This window comes from Flavobacterium soli DSM 19725 (assembly GCF_000422705.1).
Lineage (GTDB): Bacteria > Bacteroidota > Bacteroidia > Flavobacteriales > Flavobacteriaceae > Flavobacterium > Flavobacterium soli.
In genome coordinates this window covers 337,569-364,308 of record NZ_AUGO01000002.1, presented here as the reverse complement: position 1 = coordinate 364,308, position 26,740 = coordinate 337,569, and the positions used below count along the sequence as shown (strand labels likewise).

General features: G+C 36.2%; 22 protein-coding genes. 14 read left to right on the top strand and 8 right to left on the bottom strand.

What is annotated here, in order from left to right; genetic code table 11:
• Positions 1 to 27 precede the first annotated feature (27 nt).
• The 5 genes from G508_RS0104730 to G508_RS0104710 form a co-directional block, all read right to left on the bottom strand.
• The gene (locus tag G508_RS0104730; protein ID WP_026704238.1) at positions 28 to 894 is read right to left on the bottom strand and encodes a rhomboid family intramembrane serine protease; all 867 of its coding nucleotides are present in this window, start codon (positions 892 to 894) and stop codon (positions 28 to 30) included.
• 14 nt (positions 895 to 908) lie between these two features.
• Positions 909 to 1,685, bottom strand: coding sequence for a rhomboid family intramembrane serine protease (locus G508_RS0104725; RefSeq protein ID WP_026704237.1), 777 nt, complete (start codon positions 1,683 to 1,685; stop codon positions 909 to 911).
• Positions 1,682 to 3,544: a DNA mismatch repair endonuclease MutL gene (gene mutL, locus G508_RS0104720; RefSeq protein WP_026704236.1), complete on the bottom strand. Its 1,863-nt coding sequence runs from the start codon at positions 3,542 to 3,544 to the stop codon at positions 1,682 to 1,684. Before mutL ends, G508_RS0104725 begins: the two co-directional genes overlap by 4 nt.
• Before the next feature lie 163 nt (positions 3,545 to 3,707).
• Positions 3,708 to 4,280, bottom strand: coding sequence for a 6,7-dimethyl-8-ribityllumazine synthase (gene ribH / locus G508_RS0104715; RefSeq protein WP_026704235.1), 573 nt, complete (start codon positions 4,278 to 4,280; stop codon positions 3,708 to 3,710).
• Positions 4,281 to 4,339: 59 nt separating this feature from the next.
• Positions 4,340 to 5,122 carry a tetratricopeptide repeat protein gene (locus tag G508_RS0104710; protein ID WP_026704234.1) on the bottom strand — a complete coding sequence of 261 codons (783 nt, stop codon included), beginning with the start codon at positions 5,120 to 5,122 and terminating at the stop codon, positions 4,340 to 4,342.
• Positions 5,123 to 5,277: 155 nt separating this feature from the next.
• Here G508_RS0104710 and recF point away from each other — a divergent pair, with 155 nt between their 5' ends.
• The 11 genes from recF (at position 5,278) to gap (ending at position 15,344) form a co-directional block, all read left to right on the top strand.
• Positions 5,278 to 6,357 carry a DNA replication/repair protein RecF gene (gene recF, locus G508_RS0104705; protein WP_026704233.1) on the top strand — a complete coding sequence of 360 codons (1,080 nt, stop codon included), beginning with the start codon at positions 5,278 to 5,280 and terminating at the stop codon, positions 6,355 to 6,357.
• A 70-nt stretch (positions 6,358 to 6,427) separates the two neighbouring features.
• Positions 6,428 to 7,120: a thioredoxin domain-containing protein gene (locus G508_RS0104700; RefSeq protein ID WP_026704232.1), complete on the top strand. Its 693-nt coding sequence runs from the start codon at positions 6,428 to 6,430 to the stop codon at positions 7,118 to 7,120.
• Between the two features lie 2 nt (positions 7,121 to 7,122).
• Positions 7,123 to 7,794 (top strand): DUF2461 domain-containing protein, encoded by a 672-nt coding sequence (locus G508_RS0104695; protein ID WP_026704231.1) that lies wholly within the window; start codon positions 7,123 to 7,125, stop codon positions 7,792 to 7,794.
• 64 nt (positions 7,795 to 7,858) lie between these two features.
• Positions 7,859 to 8,872: a UDP-N-acetylmuramate dehydrogenase gene (gene murB, locus G508_RS0104690; protein WP_026704230.1), complete on the top strand. Its 1,014-nt coding sequence runs from the start codon at positions 7,859 to 7,861 to the stop codon at positions 8,870 to 8,872.
• 35 nt (positions 8,873 to 8,907) lie between these two features.
• On the top strand, positions 8,908 to 9,606 hold the full coding sequence (locus tag G508_RS0104685; protein WP_245569845.1) for a phytanoyl-CoA dioxygenase family protein: 699 nt from the start codon (positions 8,908 to 8,910) through the stop codon (positions 9,604 to 9,606).
• A 3-nt stretch (positions 9,607 to 9,609) separates the two neighbouring features.
• On the top strand, positions 9,610 to 10,224 hold the full coding sequence (locus G508_RS0104680) for an FMN-binding negative transcriptional regulator (protein WP_026704228.1): 615 nt from the start codon (positions 9,610 to 9,612) through the stop codon (positions 10,222 to 10,224).
• An 88-nt stretch (positions 10,225 to 10,312) separates the two neighbouring features.
• Positions 10,313 to 11,419, top strand: coding sequence for a glycosyltransferase (locus G508_RS0104675; RefSeq protein ID WP_026704227.1), 1,107 nt, complete (start codon positions 10,313 to 10,315; stop codon positions 11,417 to 11,419).
• Entirely contained in the window at positions 11,410 to 11,961 is a 552-nt protein-coding gene (locus tag G508_RS0104670) for an RNA polymerase sigma factor (RefSeq protein WP_026704226.1), read from the top strand. The genes G508_RS0104675 and G508_RS0104670 overlap by 10 nt, the downstream gene beginning before the upstream one ends.
• A 430-nt stretch (positions 11,962 to 12,391) precedes the next feature.
• Positions 12,392 to 13,234, top strand: coding sequence for an energy transducer TonB (locus G508_RS0104660; protein ID WP_026704224.1), 843 nt, complete (start codon positions 12,392 to 12,394; stop codon positions 13,232 to 13,234).
• 184 nt (positions 13,235 to 13,418) lie between these two features.
• Entirely contained in the window at positions 13,419 to 14,291 is an 873-nt protein-coding gene (lipA, locus tag G508_RS0104655) for a lipoyl synthase (RefSeq protein ID WP_026704223.1), read from the top strand.
• Between the two features lie 54 nt (positions 14,292 to 14,345).
• Positions 14,346 to 15,344, top strand: a complete 999-nt coding sequence (gap, locus tag G508_RS0104650) for a type I glyceraldehyde-3-phosphate dehydrogenase (protein WP_026704222.1) — start codon at positions 14,346 to 14,348, stop codon at positions 15,342 to 15,344.
• Between the two features lie 201 nt (positions 15,345 to 15,545).
• Here gap and G508_RS0104645 read toward each other — a convergent pair whose 3' ends face one another.
• On the bottom strand, positions 15,546 to 16,358 hold the full coding sequence (locus tag G508_RS0104645; RefSeq protein WP_026704221.1) for a purine-nucleoside phosphorylase: 813 nt from the start codon (positions 16,356 to 16,358) through the stop codon (positions 15,546 to 15,548).
• A 397-nt stretch (positions 16,359 to 16,755) separates the two neighbouring features.
• Here G508_RS0104645 and G508_RS0104635 point away from each other — a divergent pair, with 397 nt between their 5' ends.
• Genes G508_RS0104635 through alr form a run of 3 tightly spaced genes read left to right on the top strand, consistent with a single transcriptional unit; the run spans position 16,756 to position 20,514 of the window.
• Positions 16,756 to 18,228, top strand: a complete 1,473-nt coding sequence (locus G508_RS0104635) for a sodium:solute symporter family protein (RefSeq protein WP_026704220.1) — start codon at positions 16,756 to 16,758, stop codon at positions 18,226 to 18,228.
• Positions 18,225 to 19,370 (top strand): amidohydrolase, encoded by a 1,146-nt coding sequence (locus tag G508_RS0104630; RefSeq protein ID WP_026704219.1) that lies wholly within the window; start codon positions 18,225 to 18,227, stop codon positions 19,368 to 19,370. Before G508_RS0104635 ends, G508_RS0104630 begins: the two co-directional genes overlap by 4 nt.
• Entirely contained in the window at positions 19,363 to 20,514 is a 1,152-nt protein-coding gene (gene alr / locus G508_RS0104625; RefSeq protein WP_026704218.1) for an alanine racemase, read from the top strand. The genes G508_RS0104630 and alr overlap by 8 nt, the downstream gene beginning before the upstream one ends.
• A gap of 82 nt (positions 20,515 to 20,596) precedes the next feature.
• On the opposite strand, the gene G508_RS0104620 is transcribed toward alr, so the two are convergent.
• Together G508_RS0104620 and lpxK are read right to left on the bottom strand one after the other, a co-directional pair.
• On the bottom strand, positions 20,597 to 25,309 hold the full coding sequence (locus tag G508_RS0104620; protein ID WP_245569844.1) for a glycosyl hydrolase: 4,713 nt from the start codon (positions 25,307 to 25,309) through the stop codon (positions 20,597 to 20,599).
• A gap of 278 nt (positions 25,310 to 25,587) precedes the next feature.
• Positions 25,588 to 26,601 (bottom strand): tetraacyldisaccharide 4'-kinase, encoded by a 1,014-nt coding sequence (gene lpxK / locus G508_RS0104615; protein ID WP_026704216.1) that lies wholly within the window; start codon positions 26,599 to 26,601, stop codon positions 25,588 to 25,590.
• Positions 26,602 to 26,740 lie beyond the last annotated feature (139 nt).

Here is a 26,740-nt window from a genome sequence, read left to right as displayed (position 1 = left end):
TTAATTTTAGAAGCCGAAAGCTACGAATTATTTTCCAGCCTTGAACAAAAATTCCTTTTCTTCCTTGGTTAGACTGTCATATCCTGATTGACTAATCTTGTCTAGGATTTCATCAATTTGTTGTTGGGTTTTGTCTTTAGTAACCACTCTTGAAACTGTTGGCTTCGTTGGTTCTGGCTTATAATTTTTATGCACTTTCTTGAATGGAGTTGCTTTTTTAGGCTTGAATAAATTCACAAAAAAATCAATTACACTTGAAACTATCTTGCTTAAGTCTGTACCGTTTTGCAAAAGCTTAATATAAAGGAAACCAAAAAAAGCTCCGGCAAGATGGCTGATATGACCTCCTGTATTTTCTATGCCAATATACATTAAATCGAGTAGCAAAATCACTCCCGTAATGTGCCAAAGTTTCACATTCCCAATCAGTGGGATTCTCACATCCATTAAGGGCTGATAGGTTGTTGCTGCAACAAGGATTGCCATTATTGCCGCAGAAGCTCCAACTATAACAGAAGTTGAACCGAGTAAAAAAGAACTTAGGGTATATATAATTCCTGAAAATATTGCTCCTAAAAAATAAAGTCCTATATATTGCTTTTGCGTAAAAAAAATGAGAAAGAGCCGTGAGGAGAAATGCAAAATCATCATGTTGAAAAACAAATGCAGTATTCCAGAATGCAAGAATGCATAGGTAAGTAATGTCCAAGGAAAAATAATCCATTCACTCGGAACTGACGAAAGTGCAAGCCAATGTGGATAACTAAAGATTCCTAGTTTAAACTGATAGAAAAAGATTAATGAAACTAGAAAAACACCTACATTCCAATAGATCAATTTATTGGCTATTCCGCCAATTCTATATTGCATTTTTAAATCTTCTATTATGCTCATATACTTTTAAAAATTTAATTCCAGCGGTTTTTATTGAACTGATTTTTCTTCCAATACCACATCATTAAAAATCCTACCAATGCACCACCAATATGTGCGAAATGGGCAACACCAGTTTCTACTCCGAAAACTGAACTTCCAAATAAACCTAAAACTAAATCCACAACTAAAATTCCTGAAACGAAGTACTTAGCTTTTATAGGGATAGGTATAAACATCAGTCCCAATACAGCATTTGGAAACATGAATGCAAATGCTACTAACAATCCGTAAACTGCTCCAGAAGCCCCCATTGTTCTACCCAAATAAGTAGTCATAAAATTATTAAACTCCGAAGCCGAAAGTAATTCCTCCCATTGTGTATTGTATTTACCTTCTGCTAGAATGCTTAAGATTTCAGCTTTAGAAAAACCGTTTTCTGTCAGAATACTAATTCCTTGATGAAATTGATAAAAATCGATTGCTGTATTAAGCAAAGCAGCTCCTAATCCACAGGAAATATAAAAAAACAAAAACTTCATTCCTCCCCATCTGTTTTCTAGAGCACTTCCAAAAGAAAAAAGTGCAAACATATTGAATAGAATATGTGTAAAATTATGGGACGAATCTGGCAAATATATTGGAGCATGCATAAACATGTGTGTCAAAGGTTGCCAAGCTTGAAATTTATCATTCTCAAAAAAGTATAGGGAAAACAACTCATAAGCTTTATCTCCAACAACTTGTGAGCCAATAAAAAATATTATATTAATGATCAATAATTGCTTGACCATTGGCGTGATGTTCATCATATCGAGAATTTTTTATCTAAATCTTCCACACGCATCGTGATGAAAGTAGGTTTTTGAAAAGGTGAAACGTTTGGATCTTTGCATGCAAAAAGTCCGTTGACCAAGTTTTCTTGTTCTTTTTCGGTTAAATAAGTTCCGGTTTTTACAGCCAAGCTCTTTGCCATCGATTTTGCAATACTGTCGTTCTGGCTAAAGCTATTTTCTGGAATTCCTTCCTGCAAATCGCTCAACAATTGTTCCAACACCAATGAAACCTCGCTTTCGGTAACATTGACAGGAATTCCTGAGATTACAATATGGTCTTCGGCGGTAGCTTCAAAAACAAAACCAGTGTTGACCAATGCAATTTTTAATTCGGAGATTAATTCCAATTCATTTTTAGAAAAAAATAAATTCAAAGGAAACAACAACTGCTGACTTGCAGCTTGGTGAATCGTCATATTGGTCAGGAATTGTTCATATAAAACACGCTGATGGGCACGTTGCTGATCCACAATCACCATTCCTGATTTTATAGGGTTTACAATATACTTTTTATGAATTTGATAGGTTTTATTAACTACTTTTTCGACTTCACTATCGTCAAATAAAGAAGCCGTTACCTCTTCACTTTCAAAATGAATTTCGGTATTTTCGACAAGTGTTTCCGTATCGTTTTTCAAACCTATGTATAAACTTTCCCAACTTGCTGTTTCACTTCTTTTGGTTCGGAAATTATCAGCTGGATAGCTCTGTTTGACTGGTTTCTCTTGCGAAAAAGGATTATAATTCCCATCAACCTGAATAGTGGGAACGGATGCGTCCAAATCTTTATAATGATAAGGCGTATCCAAATTGGCATCCCGATCGAAATCCAAAACTGGTGCGACATTAAATTGTCCCAAACTGTGTTTTATGGACGATCTTAAAATAGCATACAAAGCATGCTCGTCATCAAATTTAATTTCTGTCTTGGTTGGATGAATATTGATATCGATGGTATGAGGTGGAACATCGAGGTATAAAAAATAACTCGGTTGACAACCATCTTTCAACAAACCTTCATAGGCAGCCATAATAGCGTGGTGCAAATAACCACTTTTGATGTAACGGTTGTTGACAAAGAAAAACTGTTCGCCCCTACTCTTCTTAGCAAATTCAGGCTTCGAAACAAAACCTTGAATCGAAACAATCTCCGTCATTTCTTGAACAGGAACCAGTTTTTCATTGGTTTTTCCCGAAAAAATATTGACGATTCGTTGCCTTGAGTTTGATGGCGGAAGATTAAAAAGTTCACTTCCGTTATGATAAAATGTAAAATATATATTTGGATGAGCCAAGGCCACGCGTTGGAATTCATCCACAATATGACGGTGTTCTACAACATCTGATTTGAGGAAATTTCGCCTTGCGGGAATATTAAAAAATAAATTTTTCACTGCAAATGAAGTTCCTTTTGGCAAAACAGCCAATTCCTGCGAAACAAATTTACTTCCTTCAATAATAATGTGATGACCTAATTCTTCCTGATCCTGCTTGGTTTTCATTTCCACATGGGCGATTGCTGCAATTGAGGCTAATGCTTCCCCACGAAAACCTTTTGTATGCAATGAAAATAAATCTTCCGCTTGACGGATTTTTGAAGTCGCGTGTCTTTCAAAGCATAAACGGGCATCGGTGACACTCATTCCAACGCCATTATCAATGACTTGAACAAGCGATTTCCCGGCATCTTTTATAATCAGTTTGATATCGGTTGCTTTTGCATCGACAGCATTTTCAAGAAGTTCTTTTACTACCGAAGCAGGTCGTTGCACGACTTCTCCTGCTGCAATTTGATTGGCTACGTGATCCGGAAGTAATTGAATTATGCTTGACATTAAAAAAAGATTTCAGATTTAGGGTTGGATATGATTTGAAAAATGAGTTACAAATTTAACGAATTTAAATCAGGTTTTCGGGTGTTGAAAATCATAATAAAAACAAAAAACCTGTAATTTTAGCAGATTACAGGTTTCAATATTATTTTGCAAAAATAGCGTGTTATTCTTCTAACCTTTGACGTGTTTCATCAATTAGAATTTGATGTTCGTTCAATAATTTCTGATTGTGAAACTGATAATTAAAACTAGCTTGCTGACGCAAATAAGCCATTTTTATAGCCGCAATTCCGGCTTCGGTTCCTTTATTACCATGAACACCACCACTTCTTTCGATGGATTGCTGTTCTGTATTATCAGTCAAGACACAAAAGATTACGGGAATATCCGAAAGCACATTCAAATCCTTGATTCCTTGCGTCACACCTTCGCATACAAAATCGAAATGTTTAGTTTCGCCTTTGATGACACTGCCAATCGTGATCACCACGTCTGGCTTTTGGGTTTCAATCATTTTTTTTGCTCCATAAACTAATTCGAAGCTTCCGGGAACATTCCATCGGATGATATTCTCCTGCAAAGCTCCACAGTCTAAAAGAGCTGCAATTGCTCCAGAGAAGAGTCCTTCAGTAATGTGATCGTTCCATTCTGAAACAACAATCCCAAACCGAAAATCTTTCGCGCTTGGGATTGTATTTCTATCGTAATTTGATAAATTTTTATTTGCAGTTGCCATTTTAATTTTAGATTTATGATTCTAAATTTACAAAGATAAATCTTAATATAAAACTAAAATTATTGAGACAAACCGATCAAAGCATCAATTCCTTGTGCTTCTTGAGCAGTTTCGAAGTTATCTTTAATATCCGTAAAATATTTCAAAGCTTCTTCTTTATTACCTAAAGCTAATGAAGTTTTACCAGCTTTCAACAAGAAACGTGGCGTTGTAAAATCATTTTTGTTTGATTCAGCTGCTTTTTTGTAAAAATCCAAAGCTTCTTTTTGGTGTCCTTTTTGAGAATGAGCATCTCCAATTCCACCAATTGCCAACGCTTTTAACATCGCATCTTCAGAATTAAATTTCTCTAAATAAGTGATTGCGTTATCATATTTACCAGTATGCAAATATGCCATACCTGCATAATAATTTGCTAAATTTCCTGCATTTGTACCTGAAAATTCATCAGCAATTTTCACAAATCCCCATTTTCCTTCAGAACCATTCAATGCCAAAGTATATAATGAATCACTTGCTGTTCCGTTTGCAGCCAAATCAAAATTCTTTTGCGCAACAAACATTTGATCCGCAGCGTCAACTTCTTTTGGTTCAACAACAAATTTGGTATAAAATAAATATCCGATTGCAGCGATTGCTACAACCCCAACCACACCAAGGATGATTTTTTGGTTTCTAGCGATCCAATCTTCCGTTTTAGAAGCAGTTTCATCAAGCGAATTAAAAACCTCTGCAGTTGTACTGTCGCTTACATCAACATTTACATCTTCAATAAAATCTCCATCAACTTTATCTTCTTTTGCCTTAGGTACTTTATATCCTCTTTTATTATATGTTGCCATCTATTTTAATTTAGTGAGGTGCAAAAATAAAATTTTTATTCATATTTAAAAGATGTTTTTGTGGTTATTTTTCAATAATTTGCACGCGGTAAAAAAACATTTCTCCAGCAACACTTTTTTGAAACAAATTTCTCAACAACAGCAGGCGTTTTCAGATGTATTTAAAAAAAATATCCCTCTTTAATTATAAAAATTTTTCCGAAGCAAATTTCGATTTTGATACCAAAATTAACTGTTTTGTGGGCAAAAATGGCGTTGGAAAAACCAATGTCCTTGATGCCATCTATCATTTGTCGTATGGGAAGAGTTATTTCAATCCGCTTGCAGTTCAGAACATTAAGCACGGAGAGGAGTTTTTTGTAATTGATGGTGAATTTGAAAAAAGTGAACGTGTGGAACAAATTGTTTGCAGTTTGAAAAAAGGACAGAAGAAAATCCTGAAACGCAACAGCAAGCAATATGAGAAATTTTCGGATCATATCGGTTTTATTCCATTAGTCATTATCTCACCTGCCGATCGCGATTTGATTGTGGAAGGAAGCGAAACTCGAAGAAAATTCATGGACAGCGTGATTTCGCAATTGGACTCAAATTATTTGCAACAGCTCATCCAATATCAAAAAATCATTAGCCAACGAAATGCCTTGTTGAAATATTTTGCATTGAATCATGTTTTTGAAACGGACACATTAAACATTTACAACGAGCAATTAAATAGTTTAGGTCAGTCGATTTTTGAAAAAAGAAAAAGTTTTATTGCTGATTTTATTCCGATTTTCAACAAGCACCATCAAACCATAACAGATTCAAAAGAAACAGTTCAGTTGGTTTACGAAAGCAATTTGCACGAAAAGGATTTATTGACTCTTTTACAAGAAAACATCAATAAGGATAGAATCCTACACTACACAAGTGTCGGAATCCATAAAGATGATTTATCTTTTGAAATCGACCATTATTCCATCAAGAAATTTGGTTCTCAAGGTCAACAAAAGTCTTTTTTGATTGCCTTGAAATTGGCCCAATTTGAATTTGTAAAAAAGCAAAGTGGCGAAAATCCAATCCTTCTTTTCGATGATATCTTTGACAAATTGGACGAAAGTCGGGTTGAAAAAATCGTTGAAATGGTCAACAATGAAACGTTTGGACAATTGTTTATTTCGGATACCCATCCAGAACGAACTGAAGCGATTATAAAATCAACACATCAGAGTTACAAAATGTTCAATTTGTAATTTTATTAAGACTTCCGAGAGAGCATCCAATCCGAATATTACTTACTTTAGCTGTTCTAAAAAAACTCAAATGAAATTGCATAAAATAATCCCTTTTTTACTGTGTTTGCTTTTTATTTCCTGCAACGGACAATCAAAAAAAGAAGTCAAAACTGTGAAGCCTGAAGAATTTTCTCAAAAGATAAAATCTACTTCCCAACCACAAATTTTAGATGTGAGAACTCCAAAAGAATTTAGCTACCAACATCTCGAAAATGCGGTAAACATCAATTGGAACGGTAATGATTTTGATAAAAAAGTAGCCGAATTAGACAAATCTAAACCCGTTTTTGTCTATTGCTTGAGTGGTGGAAGAAGCAGTAAGGCATCCGGAAAATTAGTTGAAATGGGGTTTACGGATGTATATGAAATGGACGGCGGAATCGTAAAATGGAATGCTTCCGGACTTGCCCAAAAAAACAACAAAACCATCGGAATGACTATTGCGGAATATGAAAAACTGATCGTTTCCGACAAGAAAATCTTAATCAATTTCTATGCAGATTGGTGTGCTCCTTGTGTAAAAATGAAGCCCTACATCACCAAAATGCAAAAGGATTTGAAAGATGTAACGATCATCCGCTTGGATGCCGATGCAAACAAAACCCTTCTTACGGAATTAAAAATAGAAGAACTCCCTACCTTATTATTATATGAAAACAAGGAGGTAAAATGGAAACATTCAGGTTTTATAAGCGAGGAAGATTTAACTAAAAAATTATAAAAATGCTCTCGAACGAATCATTACAATTTCTGGAAGATTTAAAGGCCAACAACAACCGTGATTGGTTTTTAGACAATAAAAAACGTTATGAAATTTTCAAAAAGGACTATCACCAGCTGGTTTCGGACTTTTTGGATGCTATGAAACCTCTTGATCCTTCATTGGAATTATTGGAAGTCAAAAACTGTACTTTCAGGATTAACCGTGACATACGTTTTTCTAAAGACAAATCACCTTATAAAGCACATCTCGGTATTTGGATGTCGGCTGGAGCGAAAGGTGCAAATCGTTCTGGCTATTATGTTCACATTGAAAACGGCGGAAGCTTTATTGCCGGAGGATTCTATTCGCCAGAAGCAGATGAATTGAAAAAAGTTCGAAAGGAAATTGCTTTCTTTTATGATGATTTGGAAGAAATTCTAAACGAAAAGAACTTCAAAAAAGAGTTCGGAAGTTTAGACCGAAATGAAACCAACAGCTTAAAAAATGCTCCGAAGGATTACGAAAAAGACCATCCTGCAATTGAACACCTGAAACTGAAAAGCTTCACAGCTTCGCAAAAATTTGACATCAAGGAAGTTTCGCAAAAAGATTTCGTTCCTAAAATGGCTAAAAAATTAATCGCCTTGAAACCTTTGAATGATTTTATCAACAGAGCCTTGACTTCTGAATAAAAAATTCATCCCGAAAAGATTAAATTCGCTTACTTTTGAAGCGTTAATTATTGACTTACATCTTATGGAAATCATCGAGAATTTCTCTTTAAAAAAATACAATACTTTTGGAATTGAAGCCAAAGCAAAAGAATTTACAGCCGTTCATTCGGTTGAAGAATTGAAAACTGTTTTAGCCAAAAATCAATCGAAAAAGAAATTTATACTTGGTGGCGGAAGCAATATGCTTCTCACTCAAGACATAGATGCTTTGGTCATCCATATCGATTTAAAAGGAAAAAAGATAATCCGTGAGGATGATGATTTCGTTTGGGTAGAAAGTCAAGCGGGTGAAAACTGGCATGAATTTGTACTTTATACGATCAATCAAAATTTTGGCGGACTCGAAAATATGTCGCTGATTCCTGGAAATGTAGGAACAACACCGGTGCAAAACATTGGCGCTTATGGAACCGAAATTAAGGACACTTTTGTTTCTTGTGATGCTATTAAGATCGACAATCAAGAAACCAGAACTTTCATCAAGGACGAATGTAATTTCGGATACAGGGAAAGCATCTTCAAGAATGAAGTAAAAGACCAATATATCATTACATCTGTGGTTTTTAAACTCACAAAACGCAACCATAAAATCAATACGTCTTATGGAGATATTACCGCTGAATTGGCAAAACAAGGTGTTACAACACCAACTTTAAAAGACGTTAGCAATGCTGTAATTGCCATCCGTCAAAGTAAATTACCCGATCCAAAAGAACTGGGAAACAGCGGAAGTTTTTTTAAAAACCCTATCATTTCAAAAACCGATTTTGAGAAAGTGCAACAGAAATTTCCAGATATTCGTTTCTTCGAAGTTTCAGAAACTGAAGTAAAAGTTCCTGCTGGATGGCTTATTGAGCAAGCCGGTTTCAAGGGAAAACGTTTTGGCGATGCCGGAATCCATAAAAACCAAGCGTTAGTGTTGGTGAATTATGGCAATGCAACGGGGGCGGAAATTTTGCAGGTTTCAAAAAATATTCAAGACACGATTTTTAATACTTTTGGTATTCATATTGAAGCAGAAGTGAATGTGATTTAGCAATTATGAATAACCTTTTGATTAATAAAACGGAGATGGAACAAAAAGGATTTTGTATCTTCAATAGTATTTATTCTTCGGATGAAATCCAATCAATTGTAAATCTTATTGACACACTAAATACTTCAAAACCTACTTTTAGAAAATCTGAAGATCTTTTTGCTATCAGACAATTCATAAAGGAATTACCAGAAATCAAAGAGCTTGTCTTCAATAAAAATTTACAATCAGTTATCAACACCATTGCTGGAAACGATTATTTTATTGTAAAATCCATTTATTTTGACAAGCCCGAAAAGTCAAATTGGTTTGTTGCCTATCATCAAGACCTGACCATTTCTGTCGATAAAAAAGTAGAAACAGAAGGTTTTAATTTCTGGACTTCAAAACACAACCAATTTGCAGTTCAACCACCTCTATCATTATTAGAAAATATTTTTACGATTCGTATCCATTTGGATAATACCGATGAAGAAAACGGGGCATTGAAAATTATTGAAGGTTCACATCTAAAACAAATATACAGACCTGAAACTATTGATTGGAAAACCGAAAAAGAAACCTTTTGCAATGTAGAAAAAGGCGGAATTATGCTGATGAAACCTTTGTTGCTTCACGGTTCGAACAGAACGATCAATCAGAAAAGAAGACGTGTAATTCATATTGAGTTCTCTAACATCATCTTACCAGAAGAAACAAATTGGGCGGAATACGACAACTACACTAAAAACTAATTTATGTACATTCCAGAACACTACAAAAATGAAAACCTTGAAGAAATTAAGGATTTCATCCAAAAAAATAGCTTTGGCATTTTAATCAATCAAACGGAAGGAAAATTATTTGCAACTCACATTCCGCTTGAGCTTGATAAGAACGAAAACGGAAAAGATATTTTAGTAGGACATATTTCTAAAGAAAATCCACAATGGAAAGGCTTTGAATCTTCTGATAAGGTTTTAGCCATTTTCTCTGGACCCCACAGTTATATTTCTTCTTCTTGGTATGATTTTGAAGGTGTTCCTACTTGGAATTACATTGCCGTTCACATTTACGGAACCGTAAAAATCATTGAAGGCGAAGCGCTTTTATCTTCCTTGAAAAAACTCGTAGACAAATATGAAGTGAATTCTGAAAATCCAGTAAGAGTTGAAAATCTTTCCAAGAAAACGATGATGATGACCCGAGGAATTGTTGCCTTTGAAATCGAGATTGATGAAATTCAAGCCAAGCATAAATTATCCCAAAATCGAGACCAGAAAAACTATGAAAACATCATAGTCGAGCTTGAAAAAACAGGAAACCAAGATGCAAAATCAATAGCTGAAGAAATGAAAAAATGTCCGAGATAAAATCCATAAATTTCATCACACAATTTTTCTTTAGAAAGGATTGATTTGATTACTTTTGCACACATTTTAAAAAGAAAACGAAATCATGTTGCTACCCTTACTTTTTTACGTTTTTATTGGCATTGTTTTCATCCAATTCCTTTACTACATCGTAGTTTTTGGGAAATTTGCTTTTGCAAAACCTAAGAAAAACAACCTCAAACGCATCCCTGTTTCGGTAATCGTTTGTGCAAAAAATGAAGAAGAAAACGTAGCAAAGTTCATCCCGATTCTCGCTACTCAAAACTATCCTGATTTCGAAATTATCTTGATTGATGACGCTTCGAGCGATAGCACACTCGATCTTTTTGAAGCTTTTGAAAAAGAATATTCTAATATCCGATTGGTAAAAGTAGCCAATAACGAAGCGTTCTGGGGCAACAAGAAATTTGCCCTAACTCTTGGCATCAAAGCCGCATCAAAAGAATATCTTTTATTTACCGATGCCGATTGTTATCCGACCTCTGAAAATTGGATTGCCGAAATGAGTTCCAACTTCACAATGCAAAAAACCATTATTTTGGGTTATGGAGCCTATGAAAAAATACCGAAATCCTTCCTAAATAAAATCATCCGTTTTGAAACGTTACTGACTGCCGTTCAATATTTTTCTTGGGCAAAAATCGGAATGCCGTATATGGGTGTCGGCCGAAATATGGCCTACAAAAAAGAAGAATTCTTCAACGTAAATGGTTTTATCGACCACATGAAAATCCGTTCTGGCGACGATGACCTATTCGTAAACCAAGCCGCTACGAAGAAAAACATCACGACTTGCTTTACTCCCGATAGTTTTACCTATTCTAAACCAAAAACTTCTTTCAAAGATTGGTTTACCCAAAAACGACGTCATGTAGCAACAGCCAATTTCTACAAGCCGTTTGACAGGGTTCAATTAGGTCTTTTTTATTGTTCCCAATTGCTATTCGTTTTGTTGCCAATCGTATTATTGATATTTCAATTTCAATGGATAATCGTACTTTCCTTAATCGGTTTTAGATATATTTTCGCTTGGACTGTTTTAGGACTTTCGGCAGGAAAATTAAAAGAAAAAGATGCGATTTATTGGTTTCCAATCATCGAAATAATCCTTATATTCACACAATTAAACGTATTCATCACCAATATTTTTTCAAAACCCGTACATTGGAAATAAAAAAGAAAATAGAAAAGGCAAAAAATGGCGACCAAGTTGCCTTCACTTCCCTATTGGATTTTTATTGGAACGAAGTCTACGGTTTTATGCTCAAACGCACAGAAAACGAAACTGATGCCGAAGACATCACCATCGAAACTTTTGCCAAAGCATTCGATAAAATCGCCACTTACAACCCTGAATTTCAATTCAATACTTGGCTGATTGCTATTGCAAAAAATGTTCATATTGATCTTTTACGCAAGAAAAAATCATCCCTCTTCATAGAAATTACAGATGAAGAAGACCAACAGGCTTATAACGTTGCCGACACCACTCCTTCTGCCGAAGACGAACTCATAACCGAGCAAAATTTATCACAACTGCTACAATACATCAAGGAATTAAAACCTCATTATCAAGAAGTTATCCAACTCCGTTATTTCCAGGAACTAAGCTATCAGGAAATCGCCGACAAGATCGAAGAACCACTAAATAACGTGAAAATCAAAATCCTTCGTGCCAAAAAACTACTGGCCGAAATCATCAAAAACAAGCGTTAATATTTTGAGTAGCAATCCTGCAAGGTTTTAAAAACCTTGTAGGTATAAATTGCCTCCCTATTTTTAGGAGCGAAACGCTCGGGCAAAAATAAAACCATTTTCCTGCCTTTCCTTCCAAATCTTTTATTTTTTTAAAGAAAAAAAATAAAAGGATTTTCCCTCTAGTCAGGGCTAAAAAGCCAATCATAATCGGCCAAACCTTGAGTTCAAACTCTAAACTTCCATCTCCTAACCCCACTCTTTCTTTCTTATTCAAAAAAAATTTATAAAATTATTGGCAATATCATACTATTTTTCTTAATACTTGCGTTAATAAAAAAGAAGACACTTCAGAACAAAAAATACCAGAACGAGATTAAAAAAACAATAGCCATAAATAATACTTCGCCTATGCATCAGTAATACTTAACCTTAACAAAAATCATAAATTATGTCTAATGTAAGTATTTTCGAAACCCGATGGATTGACCTTGTTTTTGAAGGCAAAAACAAAGAATATGGCGCATATCAATTGCGTCAAGAGAATCCAAAAACAACCGTAAAGGCTTTGTTAATAGCAAGTACACTCTTCATTTTGCTCTTTACAATTCCGATGATCTTTAACGCTTTTGGCGAAAAACAAATTACTGATTCCGGACCGCTAGTAACGCCGTTAATTATTTCAGATTTAGTTTTTCCGCCCAAAAATGAACCTGAAAAAACAGACGCTTTACCTCCAGCAAAAAAAGAAGAGCCTAAAAAGGAAATCACAAAAGAAAACCTTGACAAACCAGTAGTTACAGAAAAAGAAAATGCCAAAACCGATATCGCCACAAATGAAGAAGCCAAAACAAATCCAAGTGAAGGCTCTCCAGAAGGAACTGGAACAACACCTAGTACTGGAGAAAGTGGTAACGGAATTTCTGGAACATCAACAGGAACTACAGGTGGCGGTGGCGAAGGAGAAGCCCCAAAAGGCCCTTATGTAACCGCTAATCTTGACAAAATGCCAGCCTATCCAGGTGGAATTGAAAACTTCTATAAATATGTTGCCAAGAATTTCAGAACTCCAGAAATGGATAATGAAAGAACAATAAAAGTGTACGTTTCTTTCGTAATCGAAAAAGACGGTACCATGACCGACATCAGAGTTCCTAGAAACCCAGGTTATGGTTTGGATAAAGAAGCCATTCGCGTTTTAAAATCCTTGAAAATAAAATGGGACCCAGGAATGATTGGTGGAAAACCGGTGAGAACTGCCTATAATCTTCCAATAAATGTTCAAATGAGGTAGTAAAAACATTGACCTAAACTGAAAAACCGCTGAAGGAATTATTTCTTTGGCGGTTTTTTTATAATGGAAAATTAATCCCTAAAAACATTAAGAAAACTTTAAACCTCCCACCCCAAAATCTAAAATCAGAAATCAACAATCTAAAATCATTATTCCTTATCTTTGTGCCTTGAAAATTTTGATTATGGAAACTGTTTTAGAATCGAATGTATTGCCAACCGGAAAGCCAAAATGGTTGAAGGTTAAATTACCAATCGGACAAAAATATACCGAGCTTCGTGGTTTGGTAGACAAATATAAGCTCAACACCATCTGTACTTCAGGAAGTTGCCCAAATATGGGTGAATGCTGGGGTGAAGGAACGGCTACGTTTATGATTTTGGGTAATGTTTGTACGCGTTCGTGTGGTTTTTGTGGTGTAAAAACGGGAAGACCTGAAACAGTGGATTGGGATGAGCCAGAAAAAGTAGCACGTTCCATTAAGATCATGAACATCAAGCACGCGGTGGTAACAAGTGTTGATCGTGACGATTTGAAAGACATGGGTTCTATCATTTGGTTAGAAACCGTTCGTGCCATCAGAAGAATGAATCCTAATACAACTTTGGAAACCTTAATCCCCGATTTTCAAGGAAATACAAGAAATTTAGACCGAATTGTAGAAGCTAACCCAGAGGTAGTTTCACACAATATGGAAACTGTTCGTCGTTTGACACGTGAAGTGAGAATCCAAGCGAAATACGACAAGAGTTTGGAAGTTTTACGCTACTTAAAAGAAAAAGGAGTGAACAGAACCAAATCAGGAATTATGCTTGGTTTAGGGGAAACCGAAGAAGAAGTAATTCAGACGTTGCACGATTTGCGTGATGCAAATGTAGATGTGGTAACGATTGGCCAATACTTGCAACCGAGTAAAAAACACCTTCCGGTAAAAGAATATATCACGCCAGATCAGTTTGCTAAATATGAAAAAATTGGTTTGGAATTAGGATTCCGCCACGTTGAAAGTGGTGCTTTGGTAAGATCTTCTTATAAAGCTCAGAAACATATTCTTTAATTAATTTTAGATTGCAGATTTTAGATTTTAGATTTAAAAACTGTTGCCAAATAAATGACTAAAACAAGAATCGCCATTAATGGTTTTGGAAGAATCGGACGAAATTTGTTCCGTCTTTTGCTGAATCATCCTACTATTGAAGTCGTTGCCATCAACGATATTGCCGATAACAGAACGATGTCGCATTTGATAAAATATGACAGTATTCACGGGGTTTTGCCTTATGAATGTTCGTTTGACGAAAATAATATCATTCTTGATGGAAAACCTTATTTATTTTTCCACGAAAAAAATATTTCCAACCTCAACTGGGAAACTGCAAACGTAGATATCGTAGTAGAATCTACCGGAAAATACAAAACCTTTGACGAAATCAATGCCCATATTTTGGCTGGAGCCAAAAAGGTAATCTTATCGGCTCCTGCAGAAGTTGACAGTATTAAAACCATTGTTTTAGGTGTAAACGAACACATCTTGGATGGTTCGGAAAAAATTGTTTCAAACGCAAGTTGCACCACCAACAATGCCGCACCAATGATCAAGGTCATCAGCGAACTTTGCGGAATAGAGCAGGCCTATATCACTACAGTTCATTCTTTTACAACCGATCAAAGTCTGCACGATCAACCTCATAAAGATTTAAGAAGAGCTCGTGGAGCAAGCCAATCTATTGTTCCAACTACAACCGGTGCTGCAAAAGCCTTAACCAAAATTTTCCCTGAATTTGAGGGTAAAATTGGAGGAAGCGGCATCCGTGTTCCCGTTCCAGACGGCTCTTTGACGGATATAACGTGTTATGTAAAAAGAGAAGTGACCATCGAAGAAATCAATGCAAGATTCAAGGAAGCTGCCGAAAATGAACTGAAAGGCATTTTGGCTTACACCGAAGACCCGATTGTTTCGGTAGATATTATTGGGAATAGAAATTCTTGTCTTTTCGATGCTCAATTGACATCCGTTATCGACAAGATGGTGAAAGTAGTAGGCTGGTATGACAATGAAATTGGGTATTCTTCGAGAATAATCGATTTGATTCAGCTTATTAAAAAGTAGGAGCGAATCGCTTGGTTTGTGTTTGGAATCCATATTCCTGCTTTCCACAATATCTTTTGTTCTGAACCCCAGAACAAAAGGATATTTGCTCCAATCAGGGCTATAAGTAAATCTATTTTTCCTCTTTATACTTTTTTCAAACCATTAAGAAATTAAGCAAATTAAGACTTAATGAAATTTAATTTCTTAATGGTTTAAAATCTAATACTGCAAAATCAATTCTTTAATTAAATTCCGAACATGCGGTTCTGCATTTCGAGCAGCTTCTAGAACTTCCGCGTGAGTAATCGTTTCGATACTTTCTTCATTTCCCATATCGGTAATAACCGAAATCCCGAAAGTTTCCAAATCCATGTGTCGTGCCACAATTACTTCTGGAACAGTTGACATTCCGACACAATCAGCACCAAGAATTTTTACCATTTTATATTCTGCCAAGGTTTCAAACGTTGGACCTTGCAAGCCCAGATAAATTCCGTCTTGCACTTGAATATTCAAATCTTTGGCGATTTCTTTTGCCTTGAGTATCATCTTTTTCGAAAACGGTTCGCTCATATTCACAAAACGTGGTCCAAAACGTTCATCATTTTTTCCTCTCAAAGGATGTTCGGGCATCATATTGATGTGGTCTTTCAAAATCACGATTGACCCTACTTTATAATTCGGATTTACACCACCCGAAGCGTTGGAAACAATGAGTTTTTTAACTCCAATATATTTCATGACGCGAACCGGAAATGTAACTTCTTTCATATCATAACCTTCATAAAAATGAAAGCGTCCTTGCATGGCTACCACTTTTTTATCGCCAATTGTTCCAAAAACCAAAGCACCTTTATGCCCTTCAACCGTTGATACTGGAAAATTTGGAATTTCATTATAAGGCAACGTAAATTCTACCTTGATATCATCCGTAAAACTTCCTAATCCTGATCCCAGAATCACACCATATTCGGGTGTAAAATTGGTTTTCTCCTTAATATAATTTACGGTTTTCTGTACTTTTTCCCACATCATTGCTTACTGAATTTATTCTCAAAAGTAACACAAATACCTCTAAAAAGGTTAGAATTGTAAATAAAAAAACTACCAAAAAAATGACAAAGAAGTAAATCAACTTTAATTTTAAATTAATTTTCCAACAGCATAAATTTGTAAATGCTTTGTAGATAAAACTTCAAAAAAACATTTTTTTAACAAAAGTTGAAGTTCAAAAATCACCCTTTTCCTTCAAATTTTCCTATATTTGAATTTCTTGGTTCTTTTTGACAAGAACCTATTCCGAACTGGGAGTTTTTCTTTTTCATAAAAACTCCTGTCAAACCATCAATCAATTTGCAATAAAAATTATTGCTTCGAGCCCTTTTTATAAATTCGATTTAGGGCAAATAAACTTTAAATACTTTAAAACATGCATGTATTAGACCTCCTAATATTCATTGTCTACATGATAGCTATGCTTGGTGTTGGCCTCTATTTTTTTAAGAAAAATAAAAACTCAGAAGATTTTTATGTTAGTGGACGAAACATGAGTAAATGGCACATTGGACTTTCGGTTGTTGCCACAGATGTTGGAGGCGGTTTTTCGATCGGCTTGGGTGGCTTAGGTTTTACAATGGGACTTTCGGGTTCATGGATGCTCTTTACAGGATTATTAGGTGCATGGCTAAGTGCGGTATTCCTGATCCCTAAAATCAGCAAGCTTGGCTTTGAAAAGAAATTCTTTACTTTTCCGCAAATATTTGGGCATTTTTATAGTACAAAAGTAGCCTTGATGGCTGGAATTATTTCGGCAATTGGATATATCGGCTTTACAAGTTCACAGGTTTTAGCAGGAGCCAAACTTGCTTCTGCTACAGTTGAAGGACTCGATTTGCAACTGGCATTGATCATTATGGGATGTATTGCCGTACTTTATACTTCCATTGGCGGATTAAAAGCTGTGATATATACGGATACCATTCAATGGGCAATTTTGCTAATTGGTTTGATTTTTATCGGAATTCCAGTAGCCTATACTGCTATTGGAGGATATGGTGGGATTGTAGCAACACTGCCCGAATCACATCTTTCACTAACCAATATTGACGGCTATCAACTTCTAAATTGGGCTGTTACAATAATACCGATTTGGTTCGTGGGTATGACTTTATACCAACGAATTTATGCCAGTAAGAGCGAAAAAGAAGCCAAGAAAGCTTGGTTTATTGCTGGTTTTTTTGAGTGGCCGATAATGGCTTTTATGGGGGTAATTCTGGGAATGTTTGCAAAAGTTGCCGCAATGCAGGGCCTTTTTGCAGGAATAACAGATGTGAATTCAATGGACAGCGAAATGGGGCTTCCGATATTATTGAGTACCGTTCTACCAGTTGGTCTTATGGGATTAATGCTTGCTTCCTATTTTTCGGCAGTTCTTTCAACCGCCGATAGTTGCCTGATGGCGGCTTCTGGAAATATTGTTACCGATATAATTATTGCCTTCCGCAAAAAAGAAATAAGCGATAAGCACATGCTTTGGCTTTCGCAAGTTATCACTTTACTGGTTGGGGGTTTTGCAATTCTTCTGGCTTCGCAAATGCAAAATGTTCTAGAACTTATGCTGTACTCCTATGCTTTTATGGTTTCAGGATTATTTGTTCCCGTTTTAGGTGCTTTATTTTGGAAAAAAAGTAATGCGACTGCGGCATTTTGGAGTATGATAATTGGTGGAGGAACAACCATCAGCTTGATTATGAGCGAAAAAAAAATGCCTTTTGGTTACAATCTTCCTGAAAAATTAGACGAAAATATTTATGGTTTGACGCTTTCGCTGATCGTATTTGTTATCATTTCGATATTCTCTAAAAACAAGCCTCTAGCAACAACCCAAACAGCTTCTTTATGAAAAATGATATAAAAAAAATACTGCAAGAGGTTCGACGTGACTTGCATCAGCATCCTGAAGTGTCGGGAAAAGAATTTAAAACATCTGAACGAATTGAAACTTTTTTGCAACAGTACAAACCCGATGATCTCATTACTTCTATTGGAACTACTGGAATTGTAGCCATCTATCGCGGAAAAAAATCTGGAAAAAACACGCTTTTTCGTTGTGAACTCGATGCATTGCCGATAGAAGAAAGTAACACTTTCGATCATCGGTCTACAATTAATGGCGTTTCACACAAATGTGGACACGACGGACATATGGCTATTTTGTGTGGCTTGGCTGTTTATTTAGCTGAAAACAAACCTGAAAATGGCGATGTGTATTTGCTTTTCCAACCATCAGAAGAAGACGGAGAAGGTGCTAAAAAAATATTGAACGATCCATTATTTGAAATTATACAACCTGATTATGTATTTGCCTTGCATAATTTACCAGGCTTTCCTTTAGGACAAATTATAGTCAAAGAAAATACTTTTTCATGTGCCGTGAAAAGTTTGATTATTAAGTTGAACGGAAAAACCGCACATGCTGGAGAGCCACAAAATGGTATCAATCCTTCAAATGCTATTGCCAAAATCATCACACAATTTAACACTTTTATCGAACCTGATATTACTCAAGAAAACTTTTGCCTGATTACTCCAATTTATATCAATATGGGCAAAAAAGCATACGGTGTTTCGGCTGGAGCTGGCGAGATTCATTTTACGATTCGTAGCAATAGCAATAAAAATATTGGTTTTATTGAAAAAAAACTTGAGCAAACTATCCAAAATATTGCTCGTGGAGAACAACTTGAATTTGAATGTGAATATATTCAAGAATTTCGAGCCAATGAAAATAGTCCCGAAGCCGTTCACTTTATTAGAAAATCGGCCAGAAATAACGGATTTCAATTGCTTGAAAAAGAAACTCCTTTTAGTTGGGGCGAAGATTTTGGGCTGTTTACAGAACATTTTACAGGAGCAATGTTCGGACTTGGAGCAGGCGAAAAAATACCTTCGCTTCACAATCCCGACTATGATTTTCCAGACGAGCTGACTCCTTTTGGAGTAGCTGTTTTTAGAGAAATTATTAAAAATATACACCATGCATAAAAACTCATCTATTGAAATAAATCAAGAAGCGTTGCTAAACAATATTTCATTTCTTAGAAAAACCTTGGGAAAAAAAGTAATCCTTTCATCTGTTGTAAAAGGCAATGCTTATGGACACGGAATTCCAGAATTTGCCAGAAGTGCCGTTCATTGTGGCATCAATCATTTCTCTGTGTTTGATGTCGATGAGGCAAAAGAAGTAAAAAGAGAAGTAGCAAATCAAGCAGAAATCATGATCATGGGATATTTAGCCGAAGAAGATTTGGAATGGATTATCACAAATGAGATTTCTTTCTATGTATCCGATAAAATTCGGTTGGAAAAAGCATTAAAATGGGCAAAAAAATTAAAGAAAAAAGCACTTTTGCATATTGAAATCGAAACTGGAATGAACAGAACGGGTTTTACTAAAAGTGAGATTTCGGCTGTAGCCAAGAAATTAATTCAAGAAAAAAGCTTTCTAACTTTCAAGGGACTTTGCACTCATTTTGCAGGAGCCGAGAGCGTTGCCAACCATTATCGAATCCTAAAGCAAATCGTTCGTTATGAAGAAGGTTATCAGTTTTTTATAAGTCAAGGATTAAAACCCGAAATTAGGCATACAGCTTGTTCAGCCGCTGCCATGATGTTTCCGAAAACCCGAATGGATATGGTTAGAATCGGTATTATGCAATATGGATTATGGTCGAGTCCGGAGGTTTATGTGAATTATTTAAACAGTAACAAACAAAAGAAGACAGATCCTTTGCAACGGATTATTTCTTGGAAAAGTGAAGTAATGAACATCAAAAAAGTGAATCCAGGAGAATTTATCGGGTATGGAAATAGCTTTATGGCTTCGGAAAAAATGAAAATTGCGATAATTCCAGTAGGATATTCTCATGGCTATAGCCGATCGTTAAGTAATCACGGTCGCGTTTTGATCAATGGAAAACGATGCATGGTTATCGGAACAGTGAATATGAATATGATAACGGTAAATGTGAGTGATTTGGAAAATATTAAAAAAGGTGATGAAGTGGTTTTGATAGGTTCTCAAGACGATATCTCCATTTCTATAGCCTCTTTTAGTGACTTTAGCAACCAGCTGAATTATGAACTATTGACCCGGATTTCGAGAACAATTCCTCGGAAAATCATCTAAAATAAAAAAAGGCTGTAGCATCTCGTTTGCTACAGCCTTTTTGAAATCTAGTTATGGGCATTACTTCATAACTTTCAAAACACTATTTAACTACTAATTTTTTCGTCACAACTTTATTTTCTGAATGAATTTTTACCAAATACATTCCGCTTGAAAGGTTTTCAACATTGAAAGTATTGGTTGTTGTTTCCAACACTTTACTTCCTAAAATCGAATACAATTCTACTTTTTCTATTGATGAAAGTTTAGCATCTACTATTACAAGATTCGTTGCTGGATTTGGATACAAACTGATTGAAGCATTCAGCTCGTTGTCATCAATTCCCAATGCACAATCATCACCAACAGTATAGTTGAAATAATTGGTTACCGCCAAACCACCTGCAAAGGCAAATTTTACACCATAGGAAATCGTTGCACCAAGAGTTTGGCCTGTTATTGTTTTAGAAAAGGTCAATCCACCTTGGTTTGTCATTTGTGCTTCTGAAAAAGGAGTTTGTTGCCACAAATAGGCCACTACTCCAACTTTATCCGTGTCTAGCATTTCGAAAGTAATGACAACATCGGTTCCAACGGTTTCAAACGAGTAACTGTAACCGATAGAAAAAGAACCTTGTTGAGCTCCCGAACTTGTTCCTGAACATGCCGTGTTTGAATCTGGTAATGTGGTTGCTTCTAAAACAATCGCATTATTTGTAGCTTCGTTTCCGGATGCATCACTTGCTTCAATACTAAAAGAATAAAGCGTTTCTGGCGATAAATTATTAAGGATAACCGATTTTTGAACACCTGAAACTCCAGCAACTGTTGTCGAATTTGTTCCATACGAGACATCGTAAACCACAGCTCCAGAGTTATCTGTACTGTTCAATAACAATTCTACCGAAGTGGAAGTAATTGCTCCAACTGTAGCAGTAAAATTCATCGGAGTTTCAACATCATCTCCTCCACTTCCGCAATTATTTCCTACTACATAGCTGATGTATTTGGTAACCGAAAGTCCGCCTGCATAAGCAAATTTAACCGCATAGGTAATGGTTGAACCAACTGTTTGCCCTCCTAAAGTTTTAGAAAAGGTAAGTCCGCCAACATTGTCCATTTGGGTTTCACCAAAAGGAGTTTGTTGCCACAGATAGGCTACAACGCCAACTTTATCGGTGTCGAGTAGTTCAAAAGTAACAGTAACCGTGTTTCCAATGGTTTCGAATGTTGCTTCATATCCAATTGTAAAAGAACCTTGCTGGGCTTCATTTGATATTTCCGAACACGACATCATGCTTGAAACCGTTACATTCACAACCTGAGAAGTGCTTTGAACCTCTCCACTATCCGTTGCTACAGCCGTTAGAGCATGAGTTCCAACAGTTGGAGTGATATAATCAAATGTATAAGGAGAAGTTGTGTCTTCGCCAATTTTAACCTCGCCATCATAAAACTCTACCAAAGTAACCGTTCCATCCAAATCTGAAGCCGAAGCCGTGATAAAAATCGTAGCCCCTTCAACATACGAAGTTCCATCTGATGGAGAAGTAATCGCGACTGTCGGACTCGCATTTCCAGTTGCCGAAACTAAAATCAGCACTTCATCGGTTGCAGTATAGGTTCCGTCGCTAACGGTTAATTTTACTTTATAAACACCTTCAACTAAATTGGAAACATTTGGCGAAGCCGTATCAATAGCATCAAAAACAATCATGGATGGACCATAAATTTGTTCCCAATTGTAGGTTATCGGTTGATTTTCTGGATCATTGCTCAAGGAACCATTTAGTGTAGCCGTTGTATTTGGCAAAACCACGACGACATTTTCTCCAGCATTGGCTACTGGTGGAACAAATGTTAAAGGAGAAGTATAAGCAAAATTCATTTTCCCGATATTGAATTCCCCATTGGTGGCAACCAAACGCAAAACATGTTGCCCTTGTGTCAAAGCTATATTATTGACTATTTTATTCGCCCAAGTTCCCCAGTCAGAAGTTGTGGTGAAAGAAGTTGGAGGAATAATGGCCACTTCATCAATTTCAAAATAAAATGGTCCGCCACCATTGCTGTTTCCAGATGCATATCGAATCGTAGCAGTATATAAACCAGAATTTTGCACATCAATTGTATATTCCATCCATTCTCCGGCCGAAATCCATCCTACAGTTGCACCTTCTTGAGTATCTAAAGCAGCATCGACATATTCGCTTGGACGATAACCACCTTCATTGTTTTGCGAAGCATCATTATAGGAAATATTTTGCCCCACACCACCTTCGAATTTGTCATAGTTTCCTGCTTCAATAATTCCCGGAATTTGAAAAGCGGTTCCCAGATAAGGAAGCTGTTCGCCAACTTGCACCGAAATGATATTGGTTACATTGAATTGTTCGCCAATAAAAACTTTTGCATACATTCCATGAATTCCCAAAGTCAAATCATCAGCAGGAATGGTGTAAGGGGCTTCTGTATCTTCACCAATTAAAGCATCGCCATCATAAAAAGCTACTTTGGTTATGCCGTTTCCTTCTACGGTTGCAGTAAGATTCACACTTCCGCCAGGATAAGCCTGATAAAAATCGGCAGACAGAACTCCTGAAGCATCGATGTCCCTGCTTGTTACCATTTTATTGGCTGGAACTTGCAAAATATAGCCATCAGAAAAAGTCACAGCAATCGGACTATCTCCATAATTATGAGCCACATAGGTTGTCACTCCATTATCAATAAAAGAAGCCGCAATTGGATAATTGGCCGTCACGGCGGAATTTACTCTTCCCAAAGCATTCATGGCATGAAGCCAATGATAGGTTTGTGCATCGGATATACCAAATTTCAAACCTCTTTCTGGATAAGAATCATATAAATCTATCGCAGCTTGCGGATTGGTAAACGACAAATATTGCCAGTAAACGTCGTGCCAAAGATTAGGATTGGCTTCGTTGCTCAAGATTCCAGTATTGGCGGAAATTTCCGTCCATAAAGATTCGGCATAAGCTGTGTTATGGCCTAAATATAGGGATCCACCGTGAATCGGATACATCTCTATACCATAAGCGGCAGCGATATCTGATGTCCAAAAAGTTTGGTTATCATAACCATTTCCCCAAATTCTGGAGGCCACTTTATAACCATAACCTGGCTTAAAAGTTCTATCATACATATCAAACCAATATTCTTCAGTAGCGGTTTGTTCTGTCGTATAAATATAAATTCCCAGATCCCTGATTGCATCATTCTCGGTAATCGTTCCCCAATGAATCAAAGAAGAAGCAAATTGCATACTTTCGGAAGTGGATTCCTGATCGTTTCCAAAAGGGAAAGTTGCGAAACCATTGGCCCAACTGTGTCCTGCATACGGACTGAAATTTCTCAAATAAGGAAACAATGGATCATTTCTATCCGAAGTTGCGGCATCACGAATCATCAAATTAATCATCGGTCCCCATTGATCAACCCAGCCAGGCTCAAATTGTTCCATGAAAGCAGCGGCATGAATAAAATAGCCCCAATGAAAATGGTGATCGTTGATATTATTATCTTGTCCGTGACCCGCTGGATAACCAATTAAAGTGGACCAATTGGTATTATAATAAAACAAAAAAGCCACTTCTCCCGATTCGGCTTTAAGCCAATCCTCCAAACGCTCTTTTATAGTCGCTACCATTTTATTTCGAGCTTCTACATCTCCTGTTTCATCAGCAATTCGGGCGGTTTGGATCAAACGGTTCATCACTTGTCCTTCGTTATAGGAATCGGTCCACGTTGCCAAACCATCGTTTTCAATTAGGGAAATTTTCTCATCCAATAGAGCTGGACTAAAACCTTCGCTGTAATTATCCAAATAAGGCAATGTTGGCAAAATGCCTTTAAAAGTATGTTCTACAGTAAACGTATTTCCGTCCAAAGTTTTGATTTCACCTCGAATTGAATCGTAATTATATCCTGTTGGTTGTGCAGAACCCGAAGCCAAATTTGCCCATTGGTGTGGCAACAAACCTAGCAAAACATTGGTTTCAATTCCTTCTTTTACATCTGTTTCGACATTAAAAACAGTGGTAAGTTTGGAAGTACTTTCGTTGTAGGTGTAAGTAGCCGTTGTATTCGTCGGAAAAACATAAGCATATTTTTTATACTCATTTGCTGCCAAAGTTACGCTTGTAGCTGAGGGTGCCAAATAGGCCATCGACCAATAGTTTTCCTCATTGAGGGTTGAAGTATAAGTTGTTCCGGCTTGTGTCCAAGTACTTCCAACTGGTGCATAAACGGCAAAATCAGCACCCTGATGGGAATTCGTTACCACCAACATTTCATTGGAAATAGTAACTGTTCCTTCCGTGATTTTTACACTAGCTACATCAGCGGTATTTTTTGTAAAATAAATAAAGGGCATTCCGATTCCGGCAGTTGCTCCAAAGGAATGTGAGCCATTGCTCCAATTCATTGAAACTGTCCAATCGGAATAATCGGAAACCGAGGCTTGACCCGCATTTAAACCTGTAACTCCAACCGTAATTGGCAAGGCATCATCAATTGGTTGGCTACTTCCATTTGGTGTAGAAGTGGGAACGATATAACTCACAACCAATCCTTCATTAACGGTTTTCAAAGCCAAAGGATAATTGAAAAGGTTGTTGGCGTGATTCTGTTTTACCAATGCCGACCACCAATCGTTTGTAGGAACAGGTTTTCCAAGTGCGTTTCCGCTTAATTGTGGAGTTCCTGATGGAAATGCATTTCTTCCAGCCGAATCCGTTCCTGGAAAAACAGTGGTATAACTTCCTTCTCCCACTGTGGTGAATTGTGCAGTCATGTTTTGCGACACAATTATAAAAATTAAAACAATTAACGTTTTAATACATTTTTCGTAATTATAAACCATAAATATTATTTTTATGCTAATTTAAGTGCAATAACATTACACTTCTATAATTACGATGCTATACAAACCATACAGTTTTTAAAAATCGTAGTTTAATTGAAGAATTACCTATACAACAGCACTACAACGTTGTAGTTTATTTCTCGTAACTGACTACAAACATTGGAAATTTGGAAAAAAATAATTTTTATTTTTATTTTTTGAAAAACTCAACTATTGGCAACATAGTTTAGAATAGTCGTATCAAAATTTTCACTATTCGACAAAAACGAACTCTTTATGGGAAGATAAAAAAGCTGTTCTTTTGGAAGTTGGCCTTTCAACCGAACATAATCTTTTTCGGTTGTAATGATAATGTTATTTTGGGCTTTGGTTTTAATCTCTAAAATATCTTTTTCAGAAAAATGATGATGATCCGGAAATACCAAAACTTCATCGTTTTCTTTTTTCAGATGTTTGAAAAAAGGTTCGGGTTTTGCAATTCCAGCCAAAAGTAATTTGTCTACATTTTTTATATCCGAAACTTTCAATTGTTTTTCTTCTGAGTAAACTGCGGTATCATATTCAATATACGTAAAATATAATTTTTGCTTTTCTGTGAGTTTTAACTTCTTCTGAATCGATTTTTGTTCGTCAAGCGAAAGAGTTGCTGGACATTTAGTGACTATGACGATATCGGCACGATTGGCTCCACTCCTGCTTTCGCGAAGATTTCCGGTTGGCAAAATATAATCGTCAGCATACAAATCATTGTAAGCCGTCAATAAAATATAAAATCCTGCTTTAACTTTTCGATGTTGAAAGGCATCGTCAAGCAAAATCACATCGGTTGTAACTTCTTCATATAGCAAATTGAAAATGCCATTTTTTCTATCGGCATCGACCGCTACATGAATATTGGGGAATTTTTTATAAAATTGATAGGGTTCATCTCCCAAAATTTCAGCAGTTGCAGTTGCATCAGCCAAAATAAACCCCTCCGATTTTCGCTTATACCCACGGCTTAAAGTAGCAATTTTATATGTATCTGATAATAATCGTATTAAATATTCAATTTGAGGCGTTTTGCCCGTTCCGCCAACACTTAAATTCCCAACGGCAATAATCGGCAAATCAAAAGAATAGGATTTAAAGATTTCCTTATCGTAGAGAAAATTCCGAAAACTGGTAATTAAGCCATATAAAATGGAAAATGGGAAGAGTATTTTTCGGAGAATATTCATTGCACGAAAATAATTATAATCTTTTAAACAAGCTATCATTTACTATACAAAAGATTTTATCAAAAATCCCGTAGGGATGACATTATTATAGACAAACCAATTTCAACACAAACCAAAATCCCGTAGGGATGGCATTATT